General features: G+C 65.0%; 20 protein-coding genes. 13 read left to right on the plus strand and 7 right to left on the minus strand.

What is annotated here, in order from left to right; all coding sequences use genetic code 11:
* Positions 1-26: 26 nt before the first annotated feature.
* From FRC98_RS11125 to FRC98_RS11140, 4 genes are all read left to right on the plus strand, one after another.
* Positions 27-1,190 (plus strand): acyl-CoA dehydrogenase family protein, encoded by a 1,164-nt coding sequence (locus tag FRC98_RS11125; RefSeq protein ID WP_347342164.1) that lies wholly within the window; start codon positions 27-29, stop codon positions 1,188-1,190.
* Positions 1,191-1,435: 245 nt separating this feature from the next.
* Positions 1,436-2,101, plus strand: coding sequence for a helical membrane plugin domain-containing protein (locus FRC98_RS11130; RefSeq protein WP_146981483.1), 666 nt, complete (start codon positions 1,436-1,438; stop codon positions 2,099-2,101).
* 63 nt (positions 2,102-2,164) lie between these two features.
* Positions 2,165-3,352 carry an NAD(P)/FAD-dependent oxidoreductase gene (locus FRC98_RS11135; RefSeq protein WP_146981484.1) on the plus strand — a complete coding sequence of 396 codons (1,188 nt, stop codon included), beginning with the start codon at positions 2,165-2,167 and terminating at the stop codon, positions 3,350-3,352.
* Between the two features lie 76 nt (positions 3,353-3,428).
* Positions 3,429-4,118, plus strand: coding sequence for a DNA alkylation repair protein (locus FRC98_RS11140; RefSeq protein WP_146981485.1), 690 nt, complete (start codon positions 3,429-3,431; stop codon positions 4,116-4,118).
* 528 nt (positions 4,119-4,646) lie between these two features.
* Here the strand turns inward: FRC98_RS11140 and FRC98_RS11145 are convergent.
* Together FRC98_RS11145 and FRC98_RS11150 are read right to left on the minus strand one after the other, a co-directional pair.
* A complete protein-coding gene (locus tag FRC98_RS11145) occupies positions 4,647-5,441 on the minus strand; it encodes a hypothetical protein (protein WP_146981486.1) in 795 nt (264 codons plus the stop codon).
* Positions 5,442-5,692: 251 nt separating this feature from the next.
* Positions 5,693-6,331 (minus strand): glutathione S-transferase family protein, encoded by a 639-nt coding sequence (locus tag FRC98_RS11150; protein ID WP_146981487.1) that lies wholly within the window; start codon positions 6,329-6,331, stop codon positions 5,693-5,695.
* A gap of 168 nt (positions 6,332-6,499) precedes the next feature.
* Here FRC98_RS11150 and FRC98_RS11155 point away from each other — a divergent pair, with 168 nt between their 5' ends.
* From FRC98_RS11155 to FRC98_RS11165, 3 genes are all read left to right on the plus strand, one after another.
* Positions 6,500-7,600 (plus strand): AI-2E family transporter, encoded by a 1,101-nt coding sequence (locus tag FRC98_RS11155; protein ID WP_146981488.1) that lies wholly within the window; start codon positions 6,500-6,502, stop codon positions 7,598-7,600.
* A 301-nt stretch (positions 7,601-7,901) separates the two neighbouring features.
* Positions 7,902-9,062 (plus strand): hypothetical protein, encoded by a 1,161-nt coding sequence (locus FRC98_RS21500; protein ID WP_230467509.1) that lies wholly within the window; start codon positions 7,902-7,904, stop codon positions 9,060-9,062.
* Positions 9,063-9,323: 261 nt separating this feature from the next.
* On the plus strand, positions 9,324-10,280 hold the full coding sequence (locus FRC98_RS11165) for a hypothetical protein (protein WP_146981489.1): 957 nt from the start codon (positions 9,324-9,326) through the stop codon (positions 10,278-10,280).
* Between the two features lie 155 nt (positions 10,281-10,435).
* Here FRC98_RS11165 and FRC98_RS11170 read toward each other — a convergent pair whose 3' ends face one another.
* On the minus strand, positions 10,436-10,987 hold the full coding sequence (locus FRC98_RS11170) for a YciE/YciF ferroxidase family protein (RefSeq protein ID WP_146981490.1): 552 nt from the start codon (positions 10,985-10,987) through the stop codon (positions 10,436-10,438).
* A gap of 311 nt (positions 10,988-11,298) precedes the next feature.
* On the opposite strand from FRC98_RS11170, the gene FRC98_RS11175 reads away from it, so the two are divergent.
* The 4 genes from FRC98_RS11175 (at position 11,299) to FRC98_RS11190 (ending at position 16,032) form a co-directional block, all read left to right on the plus strand.
* Positions 11,299-11,679 (plus strand): DUF1622 domain-containing protein, encoded by a 381-nt coding sequence (locus FRC98_RS11175; RefSeq protein ID WP_146981491.1) that lies wholly within the window; start codon positions 11,299-11,301, stop codon positions 11,677-11,679.
* Positions 11,680-12,176: 497 nt separating this feature from the next.
* Positions 12,177-13,298: a TIGR00341 family protein gene (locus tag FRC98_RS11180; RefSeq protein WP_230467510.1), complete on the plus strand. Its 1,122-nt coding sequence runs from the start codon at positions 12,177-12,179 to the stop codon at positions 13,296-13,298.
* A 103-nt stretch (positions 13,299-13,401) separates the two neighbouring features.
* Positions 13,402-14,340, plus strand: coding sequence for a TolB family protein (locus FRC98_RS11185; RefSeq protein WP_146981493.1), 939 nt, complete (start codon positions 13,402-13,404; stop codon positions 14,338-14,340).
* Between the two features lie 75 nt (positions 14,341-14,415).
* Positions 14,416-16,032, plus strand: a complete 1,617-nt coding sequence (locus tag FRC98_RS11190) for an RCC1 domain-containing protein (protein WP_146981494.1) — start codon at positions 14,416-14,418, stop codon at positions 16,030-16,032.
* A 54-nt stretch (positions 16,033-16,086) separates the two neighbouring features.
* On the opposite strand, the gene ppk1 is transcribed toward FRC98_RS11190, so the two are convergent.
* The 4 genes from ppk1 to FRC98_RS11210 form a co-directional block, all read right to left on the minus strand.
* Positions 16,087-18,165, minus strand: coding sequence for a polyphosphate kinase 1 (ppk1, locus tag FRC98_RS11195; RefSeq protein ID WP_146981495.1), 2,079 nt, complete (start codon positions 18,163-18,165; stop codon positions 16,087-16,089).
* Between the two features lie 99 nt (positions 18,166-18,264).
* Positions 18,265-18,960 carry a hypothetical protein gene (locus tag FRC98_RS11200; protein ID WP_146981496.1) on the minus strand — a complete coding sequence of 232 codons (696 nt, stop codon included), beginning with the start codon at positions 18,958-18,960 and terminating at the stop codon, positions 18,265-18,267.
* 68 nt (positions 18,961-19,028) lie between these two features.
* Positions 19,029-19,595, minus strand: a complete 567-nt coding sequence (locus FRC98_RS11205; protein ID WP_146981497.1) for a peptidylprolyl isomerase — start codon at positions 19,593-19,595, stop codon at positions 19,029-19,031.
* Positions 19,596-19,678: 83 nt separating this feature from the next.
* Positions 19,679-20,470, minus strand: coding sequence for a hypothetical protein (locus tag FRC98_RS11210; protein WP_146981498.1), 792 nt, complete (start codon positions 20,468-20,470; stop codon positions 19,679-19,681).
* 212 nt (positions 20,471-20,682) lie between these two features.
* Between FRC98_RS11210 and FRC98_RS11215 the strand changes: the two genes are divergently transcribed.
* Positions 20,683-21,714, plus strand: coding sequence for an ROK family protein (locus FRC98_RS11215; RefSeq protein WP_146981499.1), 1,032 nt, complete (start codon positions 20,683-20,685; stop codon positions 21,712-21,714).
* A gap of 203 nt (positions 21,715-21,917) precedes the next feature.
* Positions 21,918-23,204 (plus strand): diaminopimelate decarboxylase, encoded by a 1,287-nt coding sequence (locus FRC98_RS11220; protein WP_146981500.1) that lies wholly within the window; start codon positions 21,918-21,920, stop codon positions 23,202-23,204.
* Positions 23,205-23,224: the final 20 nt, after the last annotated feature.

The raw sequence follows: 23,224 nt of genomic DNA on the forward strand, positions 1-23,224 counted from the left end.
CATACCCCCTCCAAGGAGCGAACATGATCGGCTACGGCTTAAGCGACGACCAGAAGATGTACCAGAAGACCGCGCGCGACTTCGCCCGCGATGTCATCCGCCCCGCCTCCGAACACCACGACAAGACCGGCGAATACCCCTGGGAAATCCTCACCAAAGCCTGGGAACTCGGCCTGCTCAACACCATGGTCCCCGCCGAATACGGCGGCCTCGGCCTCGGCGCCCTCGAAGCCTGCATCCTCTCCGAAGAGATGGCCTGGGGCTGCACCGGCATCGGCACCGCCATGGAAGCCAACCAGCTCGCCACCGCCCCGCTGATCATGTTCGGCACCGAAGAACAAAAGAAGAAGTACCTCGGCATGCTCGTCGATAGCCTCAAAGACGACGGCACCCCCCACATGGCCGCCTACTGCGTCACCGAACCCGGCGCCGGCAGCGACGTCCAGGGCGTCAAAACCCGCGCCATCAAAGACGGCGACGTCTACCGCATCAGCGGCCAGAAGATGTGGATCACCAACGGCGCCAAAGCCTCCTGGTACTTCGTGCTCGCCTACACCGACCAGGACGCCGGCTACCGCGGCCTCACCGGCTTCATCGTCGACGCCGACAGCCCCGGCATTGAGGTCGGCCGCAAAGAGATCAACCTCGGCCAGAAAGCCAGCGACACCCGCTCCATCAGCTTCGACAACGTCGAAGTCCCCGCCGAAAACGTCCTCGGTGGCAAAGAAGGCGGCGGCTGGGCCCAGGCCATGGGCGCCTTCGACAAGTCCCGTCCCATCGTGGCGTCGGCTGCCGTCGGCCTTGCCCGCGCTGCCTTCGAGCACGCCCGCGCCTACTCCCTGGAGCGCACCACCTTCGGCAAGCCCATCGCTCACCACCAGGCCGTCAGCTTCATGCTCGCCGACATGGCCATGAACATCCAGGCCGCCCGCCACCTCGTCTGGGAATCCGCCTGGCTCCACGACCAGGGCGAACGCAACACCAAGCAGGCCGCCTTCGCCAAAGCCTTCGCCGCCGACATGGCCGTCAAGGTCGCCAGCGACGCCGTCCAGGTCTACGGCGGCTACGGCTACTCCACCGAGTACCCCGTCGAGAAGCTCTACCGCGACGCCAAAATCTTCCAGATCTACGAAGGAACCTCCCAGATCCAGCGCGTTATCATCAGCCGCGAAATCCTCCGCGAAGCCTGATCACCCGCTGAACTGAACCTCCTCGCCACGCCCACCGCTCCCTGAGCAACACGGCATCGCGAGACACACACAAAAGCCCCGACCCACCTCCCAGGTGCGTCGGGGCTTTTGCGTTTCAAGAGCACTCCCCCTCACGGATCGCGCAGGCCTTGCGCCCCACACTGGACCACGCCCCCCTCGTCCTTACCCTCGCCACAACCTCGTTTCCACCCACATCCCCGCTCGCACGTACAAGGAGCCCCCCCATGACCGACGCCCCACCGGCCTCCCCCCCTCAGACCGACGCCCTGGCCCGCATCGAAGCTCGCCTCGACCGCCTCGAAGCCTCCATCGGCCGTATCACCGACCTCCTCGACCAGGCCCCCCACCTCATCGCCGCCTCCGTCGACACCCTCGACGACCACCTCCCCCCGGAACACAGCGCCAGCGTTGACGAGCGCCTTCAACGCCTCACACGCCTCACCCTCCGCCTCACCGAGCCCGGACTCCTCGCCAGCCTCGAACAACTCGTCGACCTCGGCACCCAGGCCCCCGCCTCCCTCGCCATGCTCGTCGACGTCGCAGATGACCTCGTCAACCGCGCTCGCGAACAAGGCATCGACCCCGTCTCCCTCTCAGAGGCGCTGGCCCACTCAGGCCTTAAGCTCGCCACCCTCATCCAGAGCCCCGAGCTCCGCGCCCTCGTCGACTCCCCCGCCCTCTCCCCGCAGACCCTGGAGAACGCCCGCAACGCCCTCGATGCCCTGGCCTCCACCTCCCCCGACACCACCCGACCGGCCGGTCTCTTCGACCTCATGCGTGCCCTGCGCAACGATGACGTCCGCCTCGCGCTCGGCTTCGCCCTGCAGCTCGCCAGCGCCTTCGGCGCCGCCCTGCAGCGCCCCGCCCCCAACGCTCAGCTCCCCCGCTGAGCATCCCGCACCCGCGCTCTCCTGATCGCTTCGTTCACCTTCTCGCATCAACCGGAGTCCCCCATGACCACCCACTTCCCCATCCTCATCATCGGCGGCGGCGCCGCCGGCATCTCCGCCGCAGCTCGCCTCGCCTCCGGTGACACCCCCCTGCCCGTCGCCATCATCGAACCCGCCGACTGGCACTACTACCAACCCCTCTGGACCCTCGTCGGCGGCGGCGTCTTCACCCCCGAACACACCCGCAAACCCATGAGCGAGGTCATCCCCCCCGGCGTCACCTGGCTCAAGGAACGCGCCGCCTCCTTCGACCCCGACAACCACAGCGTCACCACCGAAGAAGGCAACACCTACGCCTACGAACAGCTCATCGTCGCCCCCGGCCTCCAGCTCGACTGGCACAAAATCAAAGGCCTCGACGGCCACATGGGCAAAGGCGGCATCTGCTCCAACTACGCCTACAACACCGTCCCCTCCACCTGGGAAGCCCTCCAGAACCTCCGCAGCGGAAACGCCCTCTTCACCTTCCCCGCTGGCCCCATCAAATGCGGCGGCGCCCCCCAGAAAATCATGTGGCTCTCCGAACACTACCTCCAGCGCCACGGCCTCCGCGACAACATCGACGTCCACTTCGTCTCCTCCGGTGGCGCCATCTTCGGCGTTGAGAAATACAAAAAGGCCCTCGAGAAACTCGTCGAACAACGCAACATCCACACCCACTTCGGCCGTAACCTCATCGAAGTCCGCCCCGACGACAAAGTCGCCGTCTTCGAAAGCCTCAAGGGTGAAGCCCCCCTGGAGCTCCCCTACGCCATGCTCCACATCACCCCGCCCCAGAGCGCACCCGACTTCATCAAACAAAGCCCCCTGGCCAACGCGGAGGGCTGGGTCGACGTCCACAAACACTCCCTCCAACACACCCGCTACCCCGACATCTTCTCCGCCGGCGACGCCAGCAGCCTCCCCACCGCCAAAACAGGCGCCGCCGTCCGCAAGCAGGTCCCAACCCTCGTCCAAAACCTCCTGGCGCACAGGCAGGGCAAACCCCTCACCGCCTCCTACCACGGCTACACCTCCTGCCCCCTCGTCACCGGCTACGGTCGTCTCATCCTCGCTGAGTTCGACTACGACGGTAACCCCGTCGAAAGCTTCCCCTTCGACCAGGCAAAAGAGCGCTACAGCATGTACGCCCTCAAAGCCTACGCCCTCCCCGAGATGTACTGGCACGGCATGCTCAAAGGCCGCGCCTGAACCCTCCACCGCGGCGCCGGGGGGCGCCGCATCCTATCCTCCCTACCCAACCTCACGTCCTCTCCCCCCTCCCCCCATGACCTTCAACCCCTCCCCCATCGCCCACCGCGTCTCCCAACACCTCCAGGCACTCGCCGACCCCAACAAAGCCGAAAAGATGGCCGCCTACATGAAGACCTCCATGCCCTTCTACGGCGTGCAGGCCGGCCCCCGCGACCAGATCGTCAAAGCCATCGCCCCCAACATCCACCTCGCCACCCACGACGACTACGTCGCCCTCATCGAAACCCTCTGGGCGCTGCCCCACCGCGAAGAAAAATACATCGCCATCCGCCTCGCCAGACGCTTCAAACCCTTCATCTCCCTCGCCAGCCTCCCCCTCTACGAACGCCTCATCCGAGACGGCGAGTGGTGGGACTTCACCGACGAAATCGCCACCCACCTCGTCGGCACCGTCCTCAAGAAATCCCCCGACCAGACCTGGCCCACCCTCGACCGCTGGCTCCTCAACCCCAACCTCTGGATCCGCCGCGCCGCCCTGCTCGCCCAAAACCGCCTCAAATCCCACACCGATCCCCAAAAACTCTTCGCCTATTGCCTCCACCTGGCCGACGAAGAGGACTTCTTTATCCGCAAAGCCATCGGCTGGGCCCTGCGCGAATACGCCCGCACCAACCCCGACGCTGTGCGCACGTTCCTGACGCAGCACCACGACACCCTCTCCCCCCTGAGCATCCGCGAAGCCTCCAAACATCTAGAGCGCTGAACCCCGCCCAACCGTCCCGATAACATCACTTTCCAAACTTAAATTCTTGCCAGCAAGAAATGATGTTTGGCCGCCCAAACTTAACTTCTCGCCAGCTAGAACTGCTACTCGGCACTCCGACCTCCCCTTCTCGCCAGCTAGAACCGCTACTCGGCACTCCGACCTCCCCTTCTCGCCAGCTAGAACCGCTACTCGGCACTCCGACCTCCCCTTCTCGCCAGCTAGAACCGCTACTCGGCACTCCGACCTCCCCTTCTCGCCAGCTAGAACCGCTACTCGGCACTCCGACCTCCCCTTCTCGCCAGCTAGAACCGCTACTCGGCACTCCGACCTCCCCTTCTCGCCAGCTAGAACCGCTACTCGGCACTCCGACCTCCCATTCTCGCCAGCTAGATCCGCTACTCGGCACTCCAACCTCCGCATCGCGCTCCCAGGATCCCCCCCTTCCCTTGCACCGCATGACCACGCAACAAAAAACCCCTTCGGCTCTCCGAAGGGGTCTTGGCAACTACGACGTAACGGGCCGCCTCACGCGTCGACCACATCACCCGGCGACGCGGGCTCGATCATCGGTTCGGCCACCACAACCTCAGCCTCATCCTGCGCCTCGACCTCATCGACTTCCGCCCGCGCAATCTGGCGCACCGCATACACATCACTGATGGGCGGCATCAACTGACTCAGACTTCCATCTCCATCCAGCGACAACGCCGCCTCGACAATCTGCCGTGCAGCCATGTAGGCGAGTCGGGCGCACTCCCTGGAACTGAATAGTCGCTGCGTTTGTTTGACCGCACGCGCTTTGTGATTGTCGGCGTTATCAAGCGCCTGGCTCAACGCCTCATGCGAGTCTCGCGACTCCGCCACCACCGGATGATCTGCTCCCAGAGTCTGCTCCGCATAACGCAATGCCCCGCTCATCACCGAACGCTTACGATCCACCCCCAGCACAGTGAACGCTGAGGGAGCCTGCGGCATCCCGCGACTCAAGCGCCGTTTGAGCATCTCCCTCTCAGCCCCTCCCTGGCTCAACGCCGTGTAATAATGGGCCTGCGACGCTGCATGAAGCCGAGCATACGCATCCTCCGCCGCCACTTGCGCCTTCGACACCTCCTCCGCCGCACGAGCCGATGTCTCATTCGCCTCCTGCGCCTGGTCCACGGCCAGCCGGTACGGCCCGAGCTTTGACAGCATCAACCTCTCAGCAAGCTCCAGCGCCTCCCGCGCGTACGAATCCTCCACCCTGGCAGCCACAGGCCCCAGACGCCGCGCGCTTCGCTCCAGCCAGGCCTGCAACTTCATGTCGAACTTGGTCTCCGACATAGCACCGCTCCTTTTCCATAAAGGACGCGTCCCGCCCATCCCCCGCAGCGCCCGCAACCCACCATCCCCATGACGGCAGCCCACGTCCGCGCTCCGGATTACCAGCAGCGGTGTCTCCCCCTCGGAGAGACTCAGTTTTTACTGATGTCTTCTCTTTTGCCACACGCGCCCCCCCCGCGCAACGCGAAGCCCCCCGCGACCACCAGTCGCGCCTCCATCCCTCCCCCCAAACCTCACTCGCCGCGACGAGCTCAATCCGCCGCCGCAAAATGCGCCAGCTGATCCTCCAACGCCTTCTTAAATGCCGGCCGCTCACAAGCCCGCTGCACATACGCTCGACACGCCGGATGCTCCTCCAGCCGATCGAAGCGCCCCACCAGGCGCAGCACATCCGCCATCAGGATATCCGCAATGGAAAAGGCTCCCGCCAGCCACGTGCGCTCGGCAAGCACCGCTTCAACATGGTCCAGACGGGCCTGCAGAAAGGCGTCCAACCGCTCCCACTCCGGCGTTGCATCCGAGAAGCCGGAGAAGACAAAGATCGACCAGGGCAGGCTCGCCATCTCCACCGAGTTCAGCGCGGCGAACACCCACTCCATCACCTCGACACGTCGTCGCGGCTCCGTCGGCAGCAGCGCTTCACTGTACGAACCCAGGTGCAGCAGAATCGCACCGCTCTCAAAAACCGAAACCTCCCCATCCCGCAACCAGGGCACCTGCCCGAAAGGTTGATGCGCAAAATGCTCTTCATCACGATCGCGAAACGGAACGCTCTCCACCCGATAAGGCAGCCCGGCCTCTTCCAGTGCCCATCGCACCCGTAGGTCTCGCACATAGCCCCGCGGCATCTCCGGGACCCAATCGAAAGTAGTGAGTATCAGCTCATTCATCTTGAATCTCCGTCCGAAGTGGGGGCAACCACGCGCTTTTATCTCCAACACGCGTGCTGCCCACCGAGTTTTGATGCGGTCCGAGGTGAGTACGTTATCGCATAGACGGAGCGTTGTCCGGTCGTGTGACAAAACCCACGAAGTCAGGACGGCACAGGAGCAAACACGATGAGCGAAGACACCTCCAACGCCCTGCAAACCCGCAGCCGCTCGGGCTTCTCCCCCTTTATCCGTCACGCCGCCAGCATCCTGGCCATGATCGTCTTCATCACCATCGGCCTGCTCTTCCTCTGGGAGATGAAGACGCTGATCCTGGTCATCTTCCTGGCCATCCTCCTCTCCATCTTCCTGCGCTGGCTCACCGACCACCTCCAGCAACGCACCCCGCTTAAGGGCATCTGGGCCCTCTTCACCGTCGTCATCGCGCTGCTCGCCATCACCACAGGAGCCGGCTGGCTGATGGCCCCGGCCATCGCCACCCAGGTCGAGGCCATTCGCGAGATGATCCCTCAAGCCCTCAACGAACTTCAGACCTGGGTGGCTCAGACCTCCGCCGGCCCCCGCATCTTCGCGGAACTCGGCGAAATCGACCCCGCCCGCTTCTTCACCAACGAGCTCATCGGACAGCTCGGCGGCGCCTTCGCCGGTGGCCTCAACTTCCTCACCAACGCCGCCCTCGTCTTCGTCGTCGGCGTCTACCTGGCCATCGACCCCGCCATCTACAAACGCGGCCTGGTGCGCCTGGTTCCCATGCACTACCGCGCCCGCGCCGAGACCATCCTCGACGTCTGCACCCATCAGATGATCTGGTGGCTCCTGGGCCGCCTGCTCGCCATGGCCGCCGTCGCCCTCTTCGTCGCCATCGGCCTGTGGATCCTCGGCATCCCGCTGCCCTTCACCCTCGGCCTCATCGCCGGGCTCTTCTCCTTTGTCCCCATCCTCGGCTCGATCGTCTCCTTCCTCCCCGCCGCCCTGGTCGCCCTCCTCCTCGGCCCCGAGTTCATCCTCTGGGCCGGCCTTGTCTTCCTCGGCGCCCAGGCCATCGAAGGAAACCTCCTCACCCCCCTGGTTCAGAAACGCTTCGTCTCCCTCCCCCACGCCCTCACCCTCATCTCCCAGGTCATCGGCGGCATCCTCTTCGGCCTCGTCGGCGTCACCGTCGCCACTCCCCTGGCCGTCCTCCTCATGGCCCTCATCAACATGATCTACGTCGAAGACATCCTCGGTGACACCACCCCCTACTCCGACCTCGTCGAAAAGCTCAGCTGACGTCCCCTCCCCTAATACCCTTTTGCCCGCACGCCCCCCAACCCGAGCGCATCCAGGGCAACGTCTGGCAAAGAGGCAGGGATGAAGCTGTAGCAGCGCTACTGCGATTCGCTGACGACACCGCCAGCGTTATCCTGGGGCGCTCGGCACCCCAACCCCGGGTTGTGACGCCCCCCTGCGATTCGCTACGCAACCTGTCTCGCCAGGCACCTACGCCACGCTCTTTAGCGTGTCGCGCTATCGTGGTCGCGTGCTCAATCCACCTCTCGAATGGCCGTTTCGACGGCCCCATGGTGACTGTATGTATAAGTTTGTCCTCATCTTTTGCGCCGTGTTGGCGCTAAGCGCGTGCACCGAAGACGCTCAGCCCAACACCTCCCCCGACCCCGACACCGGTGCGCCCGACACCGAAGCTCCGGACACCGAAGCTCCTGACACCGACACATCCGACGCCGACGCCGACGCGCCCGACGCCGACGCCGACGCGCCCGACGCCGACTGCATTCAGGTCGAGGCCAGCCCCAACTTCGCGGTCAACTTCGCCGACGGCGCCTCCATCGAGTACTGGACCGACGCCAGCCCGCAGGTCGAGGGTCAGGCGCGCAAGCTCTCCCTGCTCTTCGAGCGCTACATGGAGGCCTCGTACGAAGGCACCTTCGAGCTCGGCCCGGAGACCGCCAACGCCAACTTCGGCAACTGTCCGCACTGTGTCTTCATGCGCGGCGACACCGCCGCGACGGCCTACTTCGCCGACCGGGGCACGATCGTCAGCAACACCGACGTCTTCAGCCGCCGCCTCGACATCGCCGTCACCAACCTGCGCCTCATTGAGGTCAGCGTCGACCCGGAGACCCGCGAATCGACCCCCATCGAAGACGGCACCTGCATCGAGGTTGCCGACTTCACCCGGCAGGGCGTCTATCCCCCCGATGAGTGGACCTGCCTGGCCGAGGTCTATGACAGCGGCGAGTTCTGTGACTGTGAATGCGGCGCCTACGACCCGGACTGCGCGACCATCCCGGACTGCCTGCCGGGCATGCCCGGCTGCGAGCCGGTCGAAGAGCTCCCTGTCGCCGGCTGTGAGGAGGCCGAGGTCTGCGTCGTAGAGCCGATCAGCCAGAGCACGGCATGCGTCGAGACCTGCAACTGGAGCGCTGATGAGGGCTGCGCGGCAGGAACCTGCGTCTTCGACTTTGGCACAGGAAACGGCGACATCTGCATCGATGACCCGGAGCGCTTCGCCGCGGACACCGCCATCGGCGAGGACTGCCCGTCCGACAGTGGCCTGCAGCTGGTGTGTGCGGTGGAGGCCGGCTTTGCGCGTGGCTATTGTGACTATGACAACGTCTGCCGCCCGGTCTGCGCCGACGACTCGGAGTGCACGGTCGAGCGTGAGACCTGCATCAAGTTCGCCGACCCCGCAGGGTTGGGATTCTGCGGCGTCGATCCCTTCGCCGGTTGACCCCTGGCGAGAGGCCGGCGCTTCGCCGGCCTCTCGCGCGCGGGTTCATCTTTTTTACAGGCGCCGCAACTTCATCGCCGCGCCTCACCGGTCGTCTTATCCAGACCCAGATTGGTACGCAGCCCCAACGTCATTCACGCAGGGCTGGCCTGCGGGATTTTCTATCAAAGAGCCACGCGACCTTCTGGCAAACCGCGCGAGTTAGCGCTACACAACGCATCGCCCAACACCACTCCTCTCGACGCCAGAAAAGTGCCCGCAGTGAACATCCTCCCCTCCTCCCTTCTCCTCTCCCTGCTCGCGCCCCTCCTCTCGGCCTGCACCGCCGTCCCCACCACCCCGGACGCCCCCCCGGCGCCCACCATCGAGCGCACCGGCACTGTCATCCAGACCGAGCGCCGCACCACGGCGGCGCCCGTACTCCCGGCCGGCTGCACCTTCACGCAAGACGACCCCATCTCGTACATCCTCACCTGCGGCCCCACGTTGAGCTTTCTGGCCCGCGTGCAAGTCGCCGAGGTCACCCCGGTGATGGTCGAGAGCCAGGAAGGCAGCGTGGAACGCACCCTTCAGCAGGCAGGCTGGACCGTCCGCCGCGGCGAACGGGTAGAGGTGACCGCCGACGCCGGCACCCTCGGGCTTAGACACTTCCGCGCCGAGCGCGACGACGAAAGCATCAACGCCTTTGCCGGCTACGCCCCGAGCGGCCCGCAGAATCACCGTTTCTTCACCTGCTTTCTCCCCGACGAGCTCGTCCCCCGCTGGCCCGCCGAGTGCGCCACTCGCCTGCGCCTGCTCCGCGGCCTGGCCAACGCCAACCAGGTCACCGGCCTCTACCTCCAGGGAGAGCCGGTGGAGATCCCCGAGGGCTGCCTGCTGATGGAGAAGAACCTGCGCTGTGAGAACAACACCTTCACCTGGACCGAGCACCCCTCGACCATCTCGCGCCACGACCTGGAGTTTCATGAACGCGACTTCGTCGCCTCCTTCCCCGACGCCCTCCCCCTCCCCTTAAGCTGTGAGTTTCTTGGCGAACCCGTCGATTGCTCCAGCTGGCGCCTCGACAAGGAGGGCTACCTGCCCCAGCTCGTCCTCATCGCCTACCCCACCCTGGGCGACACCACTCTGCAGCTAACCTGCGAGGCGGCCATCACCGACGAGGCCAACCAGCCATTGCCCGCCTGCGAGCCCTTCCTGAAGTTGACGCGCGAGGAGTGAGTTCCGACGCCTTCAACAGCACCAACGATCGACCGTTCACCCGCATAAACACTGAACCTTGTCCCTCTCTCGGACGGACACAAAGGCCCGTCTTCGACGGTCGTTCGACGCCACCCCGCGCCGGGAGCGCAACGCTCCCGACGCGCGTCTAGCGATCAACGAGACGCCGACGGACGCCCCCCACCGCCCTGCTGCCCCACTTCGCCAGACTGGCGACTGGCCGCCTTCTCATTGACCTGACTGGTGGCCACCTCGTTGAGCAACGCGTCGGCGTTCTTCTCCTCCTCCAGCGTCTCCTCCAAGAGCTCTACGGCCCTCTCATTGCCGAGCAAGCGGGCAAAATGAATCGCCGTCCCGTACGACGCGATCTCGTAGTGCTCGACCTTCTGCGCCGCCGCAATCAGCCCCGCGTCCTTCACATCCGAGGGAATCTCACTGGCCTCGATGATCTCCTTCCCCTCCTTGATCAGCCCTTTCATCGCCTCGCAGGTCACGCCCCCCGGTGAGAACGCGAGGGACTCAAAAATCTCCTCGATGCGCTCGACCTGATGTTTGGTCTCGTTGAGGTGATCTTCAAAAGCCTTCTTCAACTTCTCGCTGGACGCGGCCTTCTGCATCTCCGGCAGCGCCTTCACCAGCTGCTTCTCCGCGTTGTAGATGTCTTTGAGCGTGTGCAGGTAAAGGCGGTCAAATGAGTTGATGTTCATGGTGTACTCCTCGCAGCGCATGCGTGTGGGAATCGAGTGTTTTTTTGGCGTCCGCACGGGTCAGACCCCGGGCCCGACCCACCACAGCACCGACCGCCCCGTACACATCGACCTCACCGGACCGACCGGCACCGCTGATGACAAAGCTCTGCGCAAAACCCCGAGCACCAAAAGGTTCACATCATAACCCGCCCCCCTCCCGCTCACGGCTTGCTCGCCGGCCCGCAACCCGCCCCGCACCTTGACCCACCGCAAGCAGCCCCCAGCTTTTCCACAGCTTCCCCACAGCCCTCCCCACCCGGAGCCCCGCGATGGAAGAGAGCCTGCAAACCACCGCGCACCTCCTCGCCATGACCATTGAGGCCGGCGCCCTCCTGGCCATCGCCGCGGGACTCGCCATCGCACTCATCCTCGCCATCCACCAACGCCGCCGCCAGGGTGACTGGAAGGGCACCTACGACCACCTGCGCCGCCGCGTCGGCCGCACCCTCCTCATCGCCCTGGAGCTCCTGCTCGCTGCCGAGATCGCCCGCTCCATCTTCGCCGGCGAAACCCTCAACGCCGCGCTCACCCTGGGCGTGGTCGTCCTCGTCCGCACATTCTTGAGCATCGCCATCGAGATGGAGATCAACGGGCGCTGGCCCTGGCACGAGGCGGCGAACGAAAACCAGCAAACGCTCGACAAGCATTGAAGTCTCTACGCGCATCTCCCATCGGTTTCCCCCCCCGCGAACCTCCCACGCCCCTCAACCACCTGACGCACTCCCCCCAACCCGACCGCACTCAGGGCGACCGATGGCAAGGAGCCAGGAGGAGCGAGTAGCAGCGCTACCGCGACGACGCAGCGACGCAGCCAGCGTCGTCCTGATGCGGACGGCAACCAACCCGACCGCACTCAGGGCGGCCGATGGCAAGGAGCAAGGACGAAGCTGTAGCAGCGCTACCGCGAGGACGCAGCGACGCAGCCAGCGTCGTCCTGAATGCGGGCGCCAACCATCGCCCACACGAATCGCCCCACCCCCGCGAACCTCCCACGCCCCTCAACCACACAACCACACAACCACACAACCACACGCACTACCGCGACTTCCCAACCCCCTCCCCCCTGTGCGACCCTCCCCCCTTCAATACGCCACCACGCCACCACGCCACCACGCCACCACGCCCCCCCCCACCTCCCGAGCTCCCCATGGCCCTTCGCCAGGTCGACATCTACCTGCCCCCCGAGCACGAGCCCCTCGGTGATCTCGAAGACGCTCCCAGCGCCCTCTCCCGCCACGATCTCACGCTGGACGACGACTCCACCCTGACCTCGATCGTGCTGGAGACCGGCGACTCCGACGCGCTTCTGGAGTGGCTTCATAAGAAGGTCGGCAGCATTGAGGGCCACCGCATTGTGGTGTTGGAGGTGCTCGCCACGCTTCCCCGCCAGGGCGAAGAGGAGGGCGAGACGGAGATCGAGGAACTTGGCGCCCTGCAGAATGGGGACGATGAGAGCGAGGAGGACGACAATGGGGCGGCCGCCCGCATCAGCCGCGAAGAGGTCTACCAGGATGTGACCGACTCCATCAGCGTGACCAGCGTGCACTACGCCCTGGTCGCCCTCTCCACCATCGTGGCCGCCGGCGGCATGTTGCGAGACAGCACCGCGGTGGTCATCGGCGCGATGGTCATCGCCCCCTTGATCGGCCCCAACATCGCACTGGCGCTGGGCGCGACGCTGGCTGACTGGAAGCTGATTCGACGCTCCCTCCTGGTCAACTTCCTGGGGCTCATGCTCGGGCTTGTGCTCGCGATGATCGGCGGCTTCTTGTTGCCGGTCGACATCACGGTCGGCGAGATCGCCTCGCGCACCCGCGCCGGCCTGGCCGATGTGGTGCTGGCGCTGGCCGCCGGGGCCGCCGGCGTGCTCTCGGTCACCCGCGGCGTCTCCACCGCCCTGATCGGCGTGATGGTGGCCGTCGCCCTTCTGCCCCCTCTGGTAGCCACCGGCCTTTTGCTGGGCACCGCCAACTGGGCCGGCGCCTACGGCGCAGGCATGCTCACGCTCATCAACCTCGTGGCGATCAACCTCGCCGGCATCATCACCTTCCAGATTCAGGGCATCCGCCCGATGACCTGGTACGATGCGGAAAAGGCCAAACGCCCCAGGATCTATGCGATCATCCTCTGGGTGGTGCTCCTGCTGGCGCTGGCCGCCGGCATCGTCTTCGCCCCCCCGGAAACCGTCACTGGCGAGGCCAGCCCTTCACCGGAGCTGGAGCTGGAGACGCCCTTGGATGACGAGGTCGACCTGCCGCTGACTGACTGAGCTGAACCTCCCCTTTTTTGAATCTCGCGCGCCACCTCGCTAGAGAACACGGCCGGATTCTCTCACGCTTTCAACCCGCCAACCCACCTTGAGTCGCTACGAGATGTCCTCTTCGCACAATGCCCCCCTGGCCCTCCTGCTCCTCACGCTCAGCGCGGTGCTCGCCGGCTGCCCCCCGAGCTCGCCTGGGGAGATGACCAACCTCATCGCCGACGACCTGAGCTTTGTGACGGACGACGACCTCATCTACGTCCACCACCGCACAGGCCTCGATCAGATTCGCGTCAACGGCACCGACGAGGTGTCCATCTATGGCGAGGGCTACAGCTTCCAGGACGTCACCGACGACGCCGGCCTCTGGGCGCTGGGCGACTCCCAGACCAACCTCTACCTCCTCGACGCGCCGGGCGCCGAGCCTGAGCGCATCCCCGAGCTCGACGGGCGCACCTCGGCGGTGGCCATCCACCCCGAGGGCACGCTTGTGGCCGCCACCCGCCACGCCGACTTCGACCTCCCTCAAGATCGGCAGGTCGACGACGACGCCATCTACCTCATCGATCCGACCACCCTTGATGTGAACGTGCTGCCGGCCACCTCCAACGCCTGGCTCTTTCAGCTTTACTGGAGCGAGGACGGCACCACCCTCTACGGCTCCGGCCACGAGGGGAACTTCCGCATCGATCCGGCCACCAACACCCGCGAGCCCATCGCCTCCATCCCCGCCCAGGGGGTGCGTCGCCCTCGCTTAAGCCGCGACATCTGCGAGGCCACCGGCGAGCGCCTGGAGACTGATGATGAGGGCATCTGGCGCCTGACCGCCGACGGCACCCGCGAGCCCCTGGTGACCATTGAGGGCCGCGAGCGCGGCTTCCATGACTACGCCTCCACCATCAACGGCGCCTCCTACACCCGCTCCTGCGACTACGTCGTCTTCGTCTTTCAGGACACCGTCTGGGTCGCAGAAGTCGCCACCGGGCTGGTCGGCAGGCTGCGCGAGGGCCAGAGCGTGCGCCTCATTGAACCTGCCGCCCCCGAAGGTTGACGCCCCCGCGCATCTATGGGCATTTCGACGGCTCTACTCACCACACGCTTCAGCACTTTTCTCCCCGGGTATAAGATGATGTTTCGCACTCGCCCCACCCTCATCGCACTCCTCACCGTCGCGCTCAGCGCGAGCCTTATCGCCTGCGGTGATGACACCCAGAACCGCCGCAGAGGCCCGGCCGATACGGGCGGTACCGTGGATGCGGGCGACGACGGCGGCCTCACTGACGCCGATGACGTCGACGCGGATCCCGCCGTCCGCTGCGGCGATGGCGAGGTCAGCGGCTCCGAGCAATGCGACGGCACCGAGCTCGGCGGCGCCTCCTGTGAGACGCTGGGCTTTGAGGGCGGCACCCTCGGCTGCACCGACTCCTGCCGCCTCGACGCCACCGCCTGCGAAGGCGTGGCCGTGGGCTGCGGCGACGGAGAGCTCGCCAGCAATGAACAATGCGAGGGCTTCGAGCTGCGCGGCGAAACCTGCCAGTCCCAGGGCTTCTACGAAGGCCAGCTCGCCTGCCTCCCAAGCTGCGTACTCGACACCTCCGACTGCTCCGGCCTCTGCGGCGATGGCGAGGTCAATGGCGACGAAGTCTGCGACGACGGCGTCAACGATGGCAGCTACGGAAGTTGCCTGAGCGACTGCTCCGGACCGGCCGCCTTCTGCGGCGACGGTGAAATCAACGGCAACGAGCTCTGCGACGACGGCGTCAATGACGAAAGCTACGGAGGTTGTCTGAGCGACTGCTCCGCCAACGCCGCGCGCTGCGGCGACCTGGTGCGCAACGGCCCCGAGCCCTGCGACGGCGACGACTTCGGCGACGACAGCTGCCAGGCCCGGGGCTATGACCGCGGCGAATTGAGCTGTTTCGCCGGGTGCCAGCCCGGGCCAACCACGTGTGCGCTTGAATTTGAATCACTGACCGCCGGATCCTCCCAGACCTGTGCGCTTCGCCCGGGCGGCGTCGCTCGCTGCTGGGGTCGTAACGACGACGGCCAGACCGACGTCCCCGCTGGCGAGACATTCATCGCGCTGGCGACCACCAGCTTCCGAAGCTGCGGCGTCACCTCCACCGGCGACGTGACCTGCTGGGGCCGCACCGCCCAGTTCGACGCAGCTCCGAGCCAGCCCGTGACCTCCATCTCCCTCTCCGGATGGACCGGCTGCGGCCTCAACGCCGCCAATGAGGTCGTGTGCTGGGGCAACGACTCCAACGGAGAGGTCAGCAATCGCCCGACCGGCACCTACAGCGCCATCGCCCAGGTCAGCAGCGCGGTCTGCGCCATCGCCACCGACGGCACCATCGACTGCTGGGGCAACACCATCAACGGCGCCACCACCCCGCCGGCCGGCACCTTTACGAAGATCGCCGGCGGCTTCCGCCACTTCTGCGCCATCGCCACCGACGGCACGCTCAGCTGCTGGGGCGGCAACGTCAACAACGCCGCCGTGCCCCCCTCAGGCACCTTCCTGGACGTCGCGCTTGGCGAGGACGTCTCCTGCGCGCTGCGCACCAACAACACCCTGACCTGCTGGGGCAACGACGACGAGAACCAGGCAAGCCCCCCCTCCGGTCTTTATACCTCGGTGGCGATGGGCACCAACCACGGCTGCGCCCTCACCACCGATGGCGACGTGGCCTGCTGGGGCCGCAACAACCACGGGCAGGCAACCCCGCCGACCACCCCCTGAAAGTTCTCACAATCGCCGCACCGCTCCTTGAAGGGGAGTGGTGCGGCACCCGCCTCACGCTTCCGTCAAACTCTTCAACAGGCTCTGCTGCGAGACCACGATCTTCTCCTCCTCACCAGCCTCCACCCGCCTGTAGCTTCCATCGGCCTGCAGCTCCCAGGCATTGAGGTTGTCGCGAAAATGCACGTCCAGGCCCTCCTCGATGACGCGCGCGCGCTGCGCCTCATCTTCGATGGGGAAGGCCACCTCAATGCGCCGGAACATGTTGCGCTGCATCCAGTCCGCGCTGGCCAGATACACCTTCGGCTCACCGGCATTGTGGAAGTAGTAGACCCGCGAGTGCTCCAGAAAGCGCCCCAGGATGGAGCGCACCCGGATGTTTTCGCTCACCCCGGGAACCCCCGGCCGCAGACAGCAGATGCCGCGCACCACAAGCTCCACCTTCACCCCGGCCTGTGAGGCTTTGTAGAGTTCGCGAATAAGCCGCGGCTCGGTGAGCTGGTTCATCTTCGCGCGAATCAATCCCTCGCCGCCCGCTTCCACCTGCTTGATCTCGTTGCGAATCAGGCGCAGCAGGCGTTTGTGCAGATGAAAAGGCGCCTGCACGAGCTTTTTGAGCTTCAGCGCCTTGCCCAGCCCGGTGAGCTGCTGAAAGACGCGATGCGCATCGGCGGTGATGGCCTCATCGGCCGTCATCAGGCCAAAATCCGTATAAAGTCGGGCGGTGCGCGGGTTATAATTGCCCGTCGACAGGTGCACATACCGCTTCAAGCCCCCCGCCTCTCGCCGCACCACCAGCGCCATCTTGGCGTGGGTCTTGTGGCCCATCACCCCGTAGAGCACGTGCGCGCCGGCGTCCTGCAGGCGGTTGGCGATCGCGATGTTGAACGCCTCGTCAAAACGTGCGCGCAGCTCCACCACCGCCGTGACCTCCTTGCCGGCGCGCGCCGCCTCGGCCAGCGCCTGAGGGATGGGCGACTCCGGGTCGGAGCGATACAGGGTCTGTTTGATCGCCAGCACGTTGGGGTCGGCCGCGGCCTGGCGGATGAACTCCAGCACCGGAAAAAAAGACTGGTAGGGGTGATGCAGCAGCACCGTCTTCTGGCCAATCGCCTCAAAAATATCGCCCTGACGCATCGCCACCGGCGGCGGCGCGGGCATAAAACCCGGATACTTCAGGTCGGCCCGCTCCAGGTCGGCGGGGATCATCATCAGGCGGTTGAGGTTCACCGGCCCGTTCACCTGATAAAGATCCGCCTCCGTGAGATCGGTTTGCTCCAGCAAAAATCGCGCGACCTCCATCGGGCAGTTATCCGCGACTTCCAGGCGCACCGCCTCCCCGTAATTACGCGCGTAGAGTTCGTCTTCGACCGCGATCATCAGGTCTTCGACCTCCTCCTCATCGACATAAAGCTCGCTGTTGCGGGTGATGCGAAACTGGTAGCAGCCGGTCACCGTCATGCCGGCAAAGAGCTCGTCGACGTGGGCGTGAATCACCGACGACAGAAACACATAATCATGCGCCCCGCCGCTGACCTCGCGCGGCACCTGAATCAAGCGCGGAAGACTGCGCGGCGCGGGCACCACCGCCATGCGACTCTGGCGCCCGAACGCATCTTTGCCCTCCAGCGACACCACAAAGTTGAGGCTCTTATTGACCACCCGCGGAAAGGGGTGGCTCGGATCGATGCCCATCGGGCTGAGCACCGGCAAGACCTCGTCCTGAAAGTAGCGCTCCACCCACGCCCGCTGCCGCGCGCTCCAGCTTGTGCGTTTTAGAAAACGCACGCCCTCCTGCTCCAACCCCGGAATGAGCACCTCGTTGAGCAGGCGGTACTGCGCCTCCACAAAGGCCGAACAGCGCTGACCGATCTGCGTCAACACCTGACGCGGTCGCATCCCATCGGGCCCCACGATCTCGGTATCGACCTGAATCTCATGCTTGAGCCGCGCCACCCGAATCTCGAAAAACTCATCGAGGTTGGTGCTGGAGATGCACAGAAACTTCAGGCGCTCCAAAAGCGGCACCCGCTCATCTTCGGCCAGCGCAAATACGCGCTCATTAAACGCCAGCCAGTTCAACTCGCGGTTTAGAAAAAGGCTCGGGTCACGCAGGGAGGTCTGTCTGGCCATAATCCACTCATCCGTACACGAAGGCATCCGCGGCCCGATGCTCTCGGGCCAGCCAAAACGAAGTCCCCACAAGCTGCGTGAATTTTCAGAAAAGGAAAGTTATTCGAGCGACCAGCGCGCCCCGACGCTGAGCATCAGCTGCCAGTTGAACGCCGCGGTGTAGCGCCCGGGCTGCTCAAAGCTCTGGTAGCCCTCAAAACGCTCAAAGGTCGACTCGGCCACAAAGGGGTTCCAGGTGGCGTTGAGCTCCACCGGAATCTTCAAAGTGCCGCGATCGACGGTGTACCCCAGCGCCATGGCCGCCCCCACATAGGATGGCGCACGGGTCTGCATCTCGCTCTGCCGGCCGTCCTGATCGATGGTCGCGCTGCTGGCCACACCGAGCACAAGCTCCGGGCCGGCTGCAAGGCTCAATCCCCCGGCATCCCAGGCGTTGGAGAGCTCCACCATCACGGGCACGCGCAGGCTGTGGGCCCGCAACACCGCGTCGATGCGACCGCCCTGCTCCACATCTTCGGCAAAGCCCTTACCACTCTGATACCCGTAAAGGAGGTCGAGGCGAGCAGCGAGCCGGGCGCCTGCTCCCCGCCAGAGGGTGGCGCGGGTGGTGGGGCCCACCACAAAACCTCCCCCCCGAAACGCCGTGCCATAAAGCAGCGTGGGCGCGCCCACCGGATCTTCGGGGCGATACAGCCACCCGAAACTCGCGCCGGCGCGCGCGCCCACCTCAAGCTCATCCAACCCACCGAGCTCCAGCGCCTCAGCCGCCTGCGGCACGCACAGGGCCGTCAGCACACAGAGCGCCGCAACGCCCGTAAGGCTCGCGCCCCCCAGGCGCCTTCTGGCTGAAGCTCGGTACGTTTTCATACGCGCTTGATCTCCACCTTCTGCATCACGGCCTCTTCGTGGGGACGGTCGCGACGGTCACGCGGAAGGTTACCGATCGTCTCCACCACATCCATCCCGGCGACAACTTCGCCAAAGACCGCGTGACGGTTGTCGAGGTGAGGCGTCGGCCCAAGCGTGATGAAGAACTGGCTGCCGTTGGTGTTCGGCCCGGCGTTGGCCATCGAGAGCATGCCCGCCCTGGTGTGCTTGAGCTCCGGGTGGAACTCATCGGCGAACTTGTAGCCCGGCCCGCCCGTGCCCTGTCCCAGCGGATCGCCGCCCTGGATCATGAAGCCCGGGATCACGCGGTGGAAGATCACGCCGTCGTAGTAGTTGCCTTTGGTCTCTTCAAAGGTGTTCAGATCGGTGTAGGCGCGCTGACCGGTGGCCAGGCCCACGAAGTTGGCGACCGTCTTCGGCGCGCGATCTTCAAAGAGTTTGATGTCGATCACACCGTGGTTGGTGTGAATGATCGCGTGCAGCTCACCTTCACCGCCGACGTAATCGGCGGGGACTTCCGAAAAGCTCTTCAACTGGCTCATGGATGCTCCTTTAAAAAGGGCGCGTTTTAAGGCGCGAATAAAACCCATCAATCTTCCTTCCAGGGCGTTGTGTCGCCGAAGAATTACAGCAGCAAATCAAACTCGTAAAGCACCCCGGTGAAGACGCCCACATGGCCCTGGTACTTGCCATCGTAGGTGATCTCACCGGTGGACTCATCGTAGGTCGCGCGCTCGCTCATCGCCTGATCAAAGCCCAGGTTATAGCCCATGCGCAGCTCCACCGGAATGCGCACCGGCCCCACGCTGATCTCCATGCCCGCGCTCAAGGTAAGCAGGGTGTAGTTCGATGGCGAGATCTGGTTGCGATCGTTGAGCTGGTTGGCGTAGCCGCCCATCGAGCCGGCGCGCTGCTCCTCGCGGTACTCCAGCGTGCTCTCGGTCTGGAAGATGAACTCTGCGCCCAGCCCGAAGACCGGGCTGACGGTGGCCGAGGGCACGCGGAACTTCAGCATGAGCGGCACGTGGTAGGCGTTGGAGACCTGGTCGCTGTGAATGCGCGCGATGGTGCGTCCGCTGAGCGCGTCATTCTTATCGACATAGCCGCTGGCCTGATCGACCGAATAATAAAAGCCCGTCTCCAGTCCCACCCAGCCCAGCGCGCGCACCTCCAGGCTCAAGCCCCCCTTGGGGCCGACGCCGAAGTGGCCAAAATACTCGGGTTTGGGAAAGTAGACCTGGTTGCCCTGCTCGCTTGTCATCCGCGAGTCGTCCGGCATGCCCTGGCCGGCCACCATGTTGACGCCGCCTTTAGCGCCGACGGCGATCTGCAGGTCAAAAGCCTCAGCCTGGGCGGGCACAGCCGCAATGGCCAGGCCCGAGAGCGCGGCCACAAGGGCCAGGGGAGCAAACTTCATATCTACCTCAACATGTCTGGCCACACCGCTCTATCGGGGGGCCACGATCCACAATGCATTCACCACACACAACTCGCCACGATCCGGCAAGCCGACGCCTTCATGCCAGCGTTTCGCCAGAACGGGCGATCGCGACAACGCCGCGCTCGGGTTGACTCCGGTCGGCGCGACCATACAACTTTGAACTCCTAACTCCAACATCGGTATGCGAGGTGAGCTTGGACCCCATCTTATGCGTGGGCATCGACCTGGGCGGCACCAACGCGCGCCTGCAGGTCTTCAACGACGCCCTTCACCCCATCAGCGAAGCCCGCGCCCGGGTGCGTGAGCGCTGCGACCCCGAGGAGATCTGCCAGACGCTCTGTGATCTTCTCAAGGGGGCCTGCCTCAACGCGCATCTCAAACCCGAGCATATTCAGGTCATCGGCATGGGCCTGGCCGGGCAGCTCTCGCGCGATGGGCGCACCGTGAAAAACGCGCCGAACCTGGGGTGGCTCGATGTCGCCTTTGCCCGGATCTTTGAGGAAGCGGTGGAGTGGGAGCTGGGGGTGACGCCACCGGTCTATGTCTTCAACGACCTCAACGCCCTGGTGTACGACGAGTGGCATCAGGGCGTGGCCCGCGACCTGGGCGATGTGCTGGGCGTCTACGTGGGCACGGGTGTGGGCGGGGCGATCATCGCCGGCGGTCAGCTCATTCGCGGCCAGGGTAATAACGCCGCCGAGATCGGCCACGTCAAGGTGGTGCCCGAGGGCCGGGTCTGTGGCTGCGGCCAGCGCGGCTGCCTGGAAGCCTACGCCGGCGGCCGCCACCTCGAAGCGAGGGTCTCTGAGGTGCTCAACGCCCATCCCACACTCCAGAAGGCCCACCCGGAGCTGGGAGGTGAGGTGTTGCGCCTCTCAGCGGTCGACCCCATCGCCGAAAAACACCCGGCCCTGAGCGAGCTCTGGGAGCAGACAAGCGACCTGCTGGCATTGAGCCTGGCCAACGCCTGCACCCTGCTCAACCCGGCAGCCCTCATCCTGGGCGGCGGCGTGCTCGACCACTGCCCCAACCTGCGCCGACTCGTCGTCGACAAAACCCTGCCTCTGGTGCTCGATGTCGCTCGCCGCGAACTTCAGATTTTGCAACCCCTCGGAGGCCCCGAATCCGGCCCTCGCGGAGCCGCCGCGCTCGCCATGCAGGAGCTCGCCACACCCCCCTCCACACCCATCCCCACCCTCCCCCCCGGCGCCCCCCGCTGATGCGGCGAGGATCGCGGCAATAAAAGGGCCGCGAAAACCTTGCGTAGCCTTGATTTTTTTGACGTTTTGCCTTAACTATCTGCCCCCTTGTCGGCGCCGGCAGCAGCGGGCCCTTCCCCCCCTAAAATTTGCCCGCGTCGCGCCGATGTCTCTCCCGGACTTTGAGCCGGGTTTCCGTCAACATTCGCTGGAGATCACATGCAGTGAAAAGATTTCCTCAGATCCGACCGGCTGCCCTCGACCCCGCCCACCAGAACTGGTGGGTCCGCGACGGCCTTCGCCCCGAAACCCATCGCCTCCAGATCGCCGGCCACGACGCCGAGCAGCTCTTAAGGCACGTCGACCGGCCGCTCTTCGCCTATGACCTTGATCGGGTCGAGGCGAATTATATGAGGCTGCACAACGCCTTTGCCCGCCATGGACATCCTTTTCAGGTGTTCTTCGCGGTCAAAGCCAACCGCTTTAGACCGATCGTCGAGACTCTGCGCGCCACCGGCGTCGCCGGGATCGACGCCGCCAGCCCGCGCGAGGTCTTGTATGCGTTGGAGATGGGTTTCCCCGCTGAGAAAATCACTTTCACCAATGTAAGCGTCAGCCACCGCGATCTTGAGCAGCTTAAAGGGCTGCCGATCATGCTCAACTGCGACTCGTTGAGCGTCATCAACAAGGTCGCCGACGTGGACCCCGGCCGCGCCATCGGCCTGCGCATCAACCCGCAGGTCGGCGTGGGCATCAACGATAACCTGACCTACGCCGGTCAGCGCGCCACCAAGTTCGGCATCTACCTGGACCGTCTGCCCGAGGCCCTGGAGCTGATTCGCAAGCGCGGCCTGCGCCTGCAGGGCCTGCATATGCACGTGGGCTGCGGCTGGACCGGCTCGGCCATCACCCAGTACTTCCAGGCCGTCGATCGCCTCACCGCCATCGCGCGTGATGTCATCGACACCCACGGCCCGCTCGAGTACCTGAACTTCGGTGGCGGTCTGGGTGTGCCCCTGACCGCCGGCGATGGCTCGGTCGACGTCAACCTCTACGCCGAGGGCATCGTCGAGCGCGTGCGCCAGCTGGGCCTGGGCATCAAGGTCTGCGTGGAGCCCGGCGACTACATCGTCAAAGACTCCGGCGTGCTTCTCTCCGAAGTTGTGATGGTCGAGGAGAAGGGCGGCACTGAGTTCGTAGGCGTGAACACCGGCTTTAACGTGCACACCGGCGCCAGCCACTACGGGCTCTACCAGGAGTTCGTGCACACCACCCGCGCCGACTTCGGCCCGGAGAAAAACGTGACCATCGTGGGCAATATCAACGAGGTCATCGACGTCTTCGCCGCCGACCGCCCCATGCCGCTGATCGAAGAAGGCGACATCCTGGCGATGCTCAACGCCGGCGGCTACGGCGCCTCCATGATGATGGAGCACTGCCTGCGCGAGCCCGCCATGCAGATGGGTCTCTCGCAAAAGGGTAACCCCTTTGCGCAGTCCTTCGACTCTTAAATGCTGATGCGCCTTGCCTG

Source organism: Lujinxingia vulgaris (assembly GCF_007997015.1).
In the GTDB taxonomy this organism is placed as follows: Bacteria; Myxococcota_A; Bradymonadia; order Bradymonadales; family Bradymonadaceae; genus Lujinxingia; species Lujinxingia vulgaris.

Bases quoted from the DNA above. Each gene is read 5' to 3' on its own strand.
- FRC98_RS11145 (WP_146981486.1), bottom strand. From the start codon at position 5,441: ATGTCGGAGACCAAGTTCGACATGAAGTTGCAGGCCTGGCTGGAGCGA.
- FRC98_RS11190 (WP_146981494.1), top strand. From the start codon at position 14,416: ATGATGTTTCGCACTCGCCCCACCCTCATCGCACTCCTCACCGTCGCG.
- FRC98_RS11210 (WP_146981498.1), bottom strand. From the start codon at position 20,470: ATGAAGTTTGCTCCCCTGGCCCTTGTGGCCGCGCTCTCGGGCCTGGCC.
- ppk1 (WP_146981495.1), bottom strand. From the start codon at position 18,165: ATGGCCAGACAGACCTCCCTGCGTGACCCGAGCCTTTTTCTAAACCGC.
- FRC98_RS11205 (WP_146981497.1), bottom strand. From the start codon at position 19,595: ATGAGCCAGTTGAAGAGCTTTTCGGAAGTCCCCGCCGATTACGTCGGC.
- FRC98_RS11135 (WP_146981484.1), top strand. From the start codon at position 2,165: ATGACCACCCACTTCCCCATCCTCATCATCGGCGGCGGCGCCGCCGGC.
- FRC98_RS11180 (WP_230467510.1), top strand. From the start codon at position 12,177: ATGGCCCTTCGCCAGGTCGACATCTACCTGCCCCCCGAGCACGAGCCC.
- FRC98_RS11185 (WP_146981493.1), top strand. From the start codon at position 13,402: ATGTCCTCTTCGCACAATGCCCCCCTGGCCCTCCTGCTCCTCACGCTC.
- FRC98_RS11140 (WP_146981485.1), top strand. From the start codon at position 3,429: ATGACCTTCAACCCCTCCCCCATCGCCCACCGCGTCTCCCAACACCTC.
- FRC98_RS11130 (WP_146981483.1), top strand. From the start codon at position 1,436: ATGACCGACGCCCCACCGGCCTCCCCCCCTCAGACCGACGCCCTGGCC.
- FRC98_RS11150 (WP_146981487.1), bottom strand. From the start codon at position 6,331: ATGAATGAGCTGATACTCACTACTTTCGATTGGGTCCCGGAGATGCCG.
- FRC98_RS11175 (WP_146981491.1), top strand. From the start codon at position 11,299: ATGGAAGAGAGCCTGCAAACCACCGCGCACCTCCTCGCCATGACCATT.
- FRC98_RS11155 (WP_146981488.1), top strand. From the start codon at position 6,500: ATGAGCGAAGACACCTCCAACGCCCTGCAAACCCGCAGCCGCTCGGGC.
- FRC98_RS11170 (WP_146981490.1), bottom strand. From the start codon at position 10,987: ATGAACATCAACTCATTTGACCGCCTTTACCTGCACACGCTCAAAGAC.
- FRC98_RS21500 (WP_230467509.1), top strand. From the start codon at position 7,902: ATGTATAAGTTTGTCCTCATCTTTTGCGCCGTGTTGGCGCTAAGCGCG.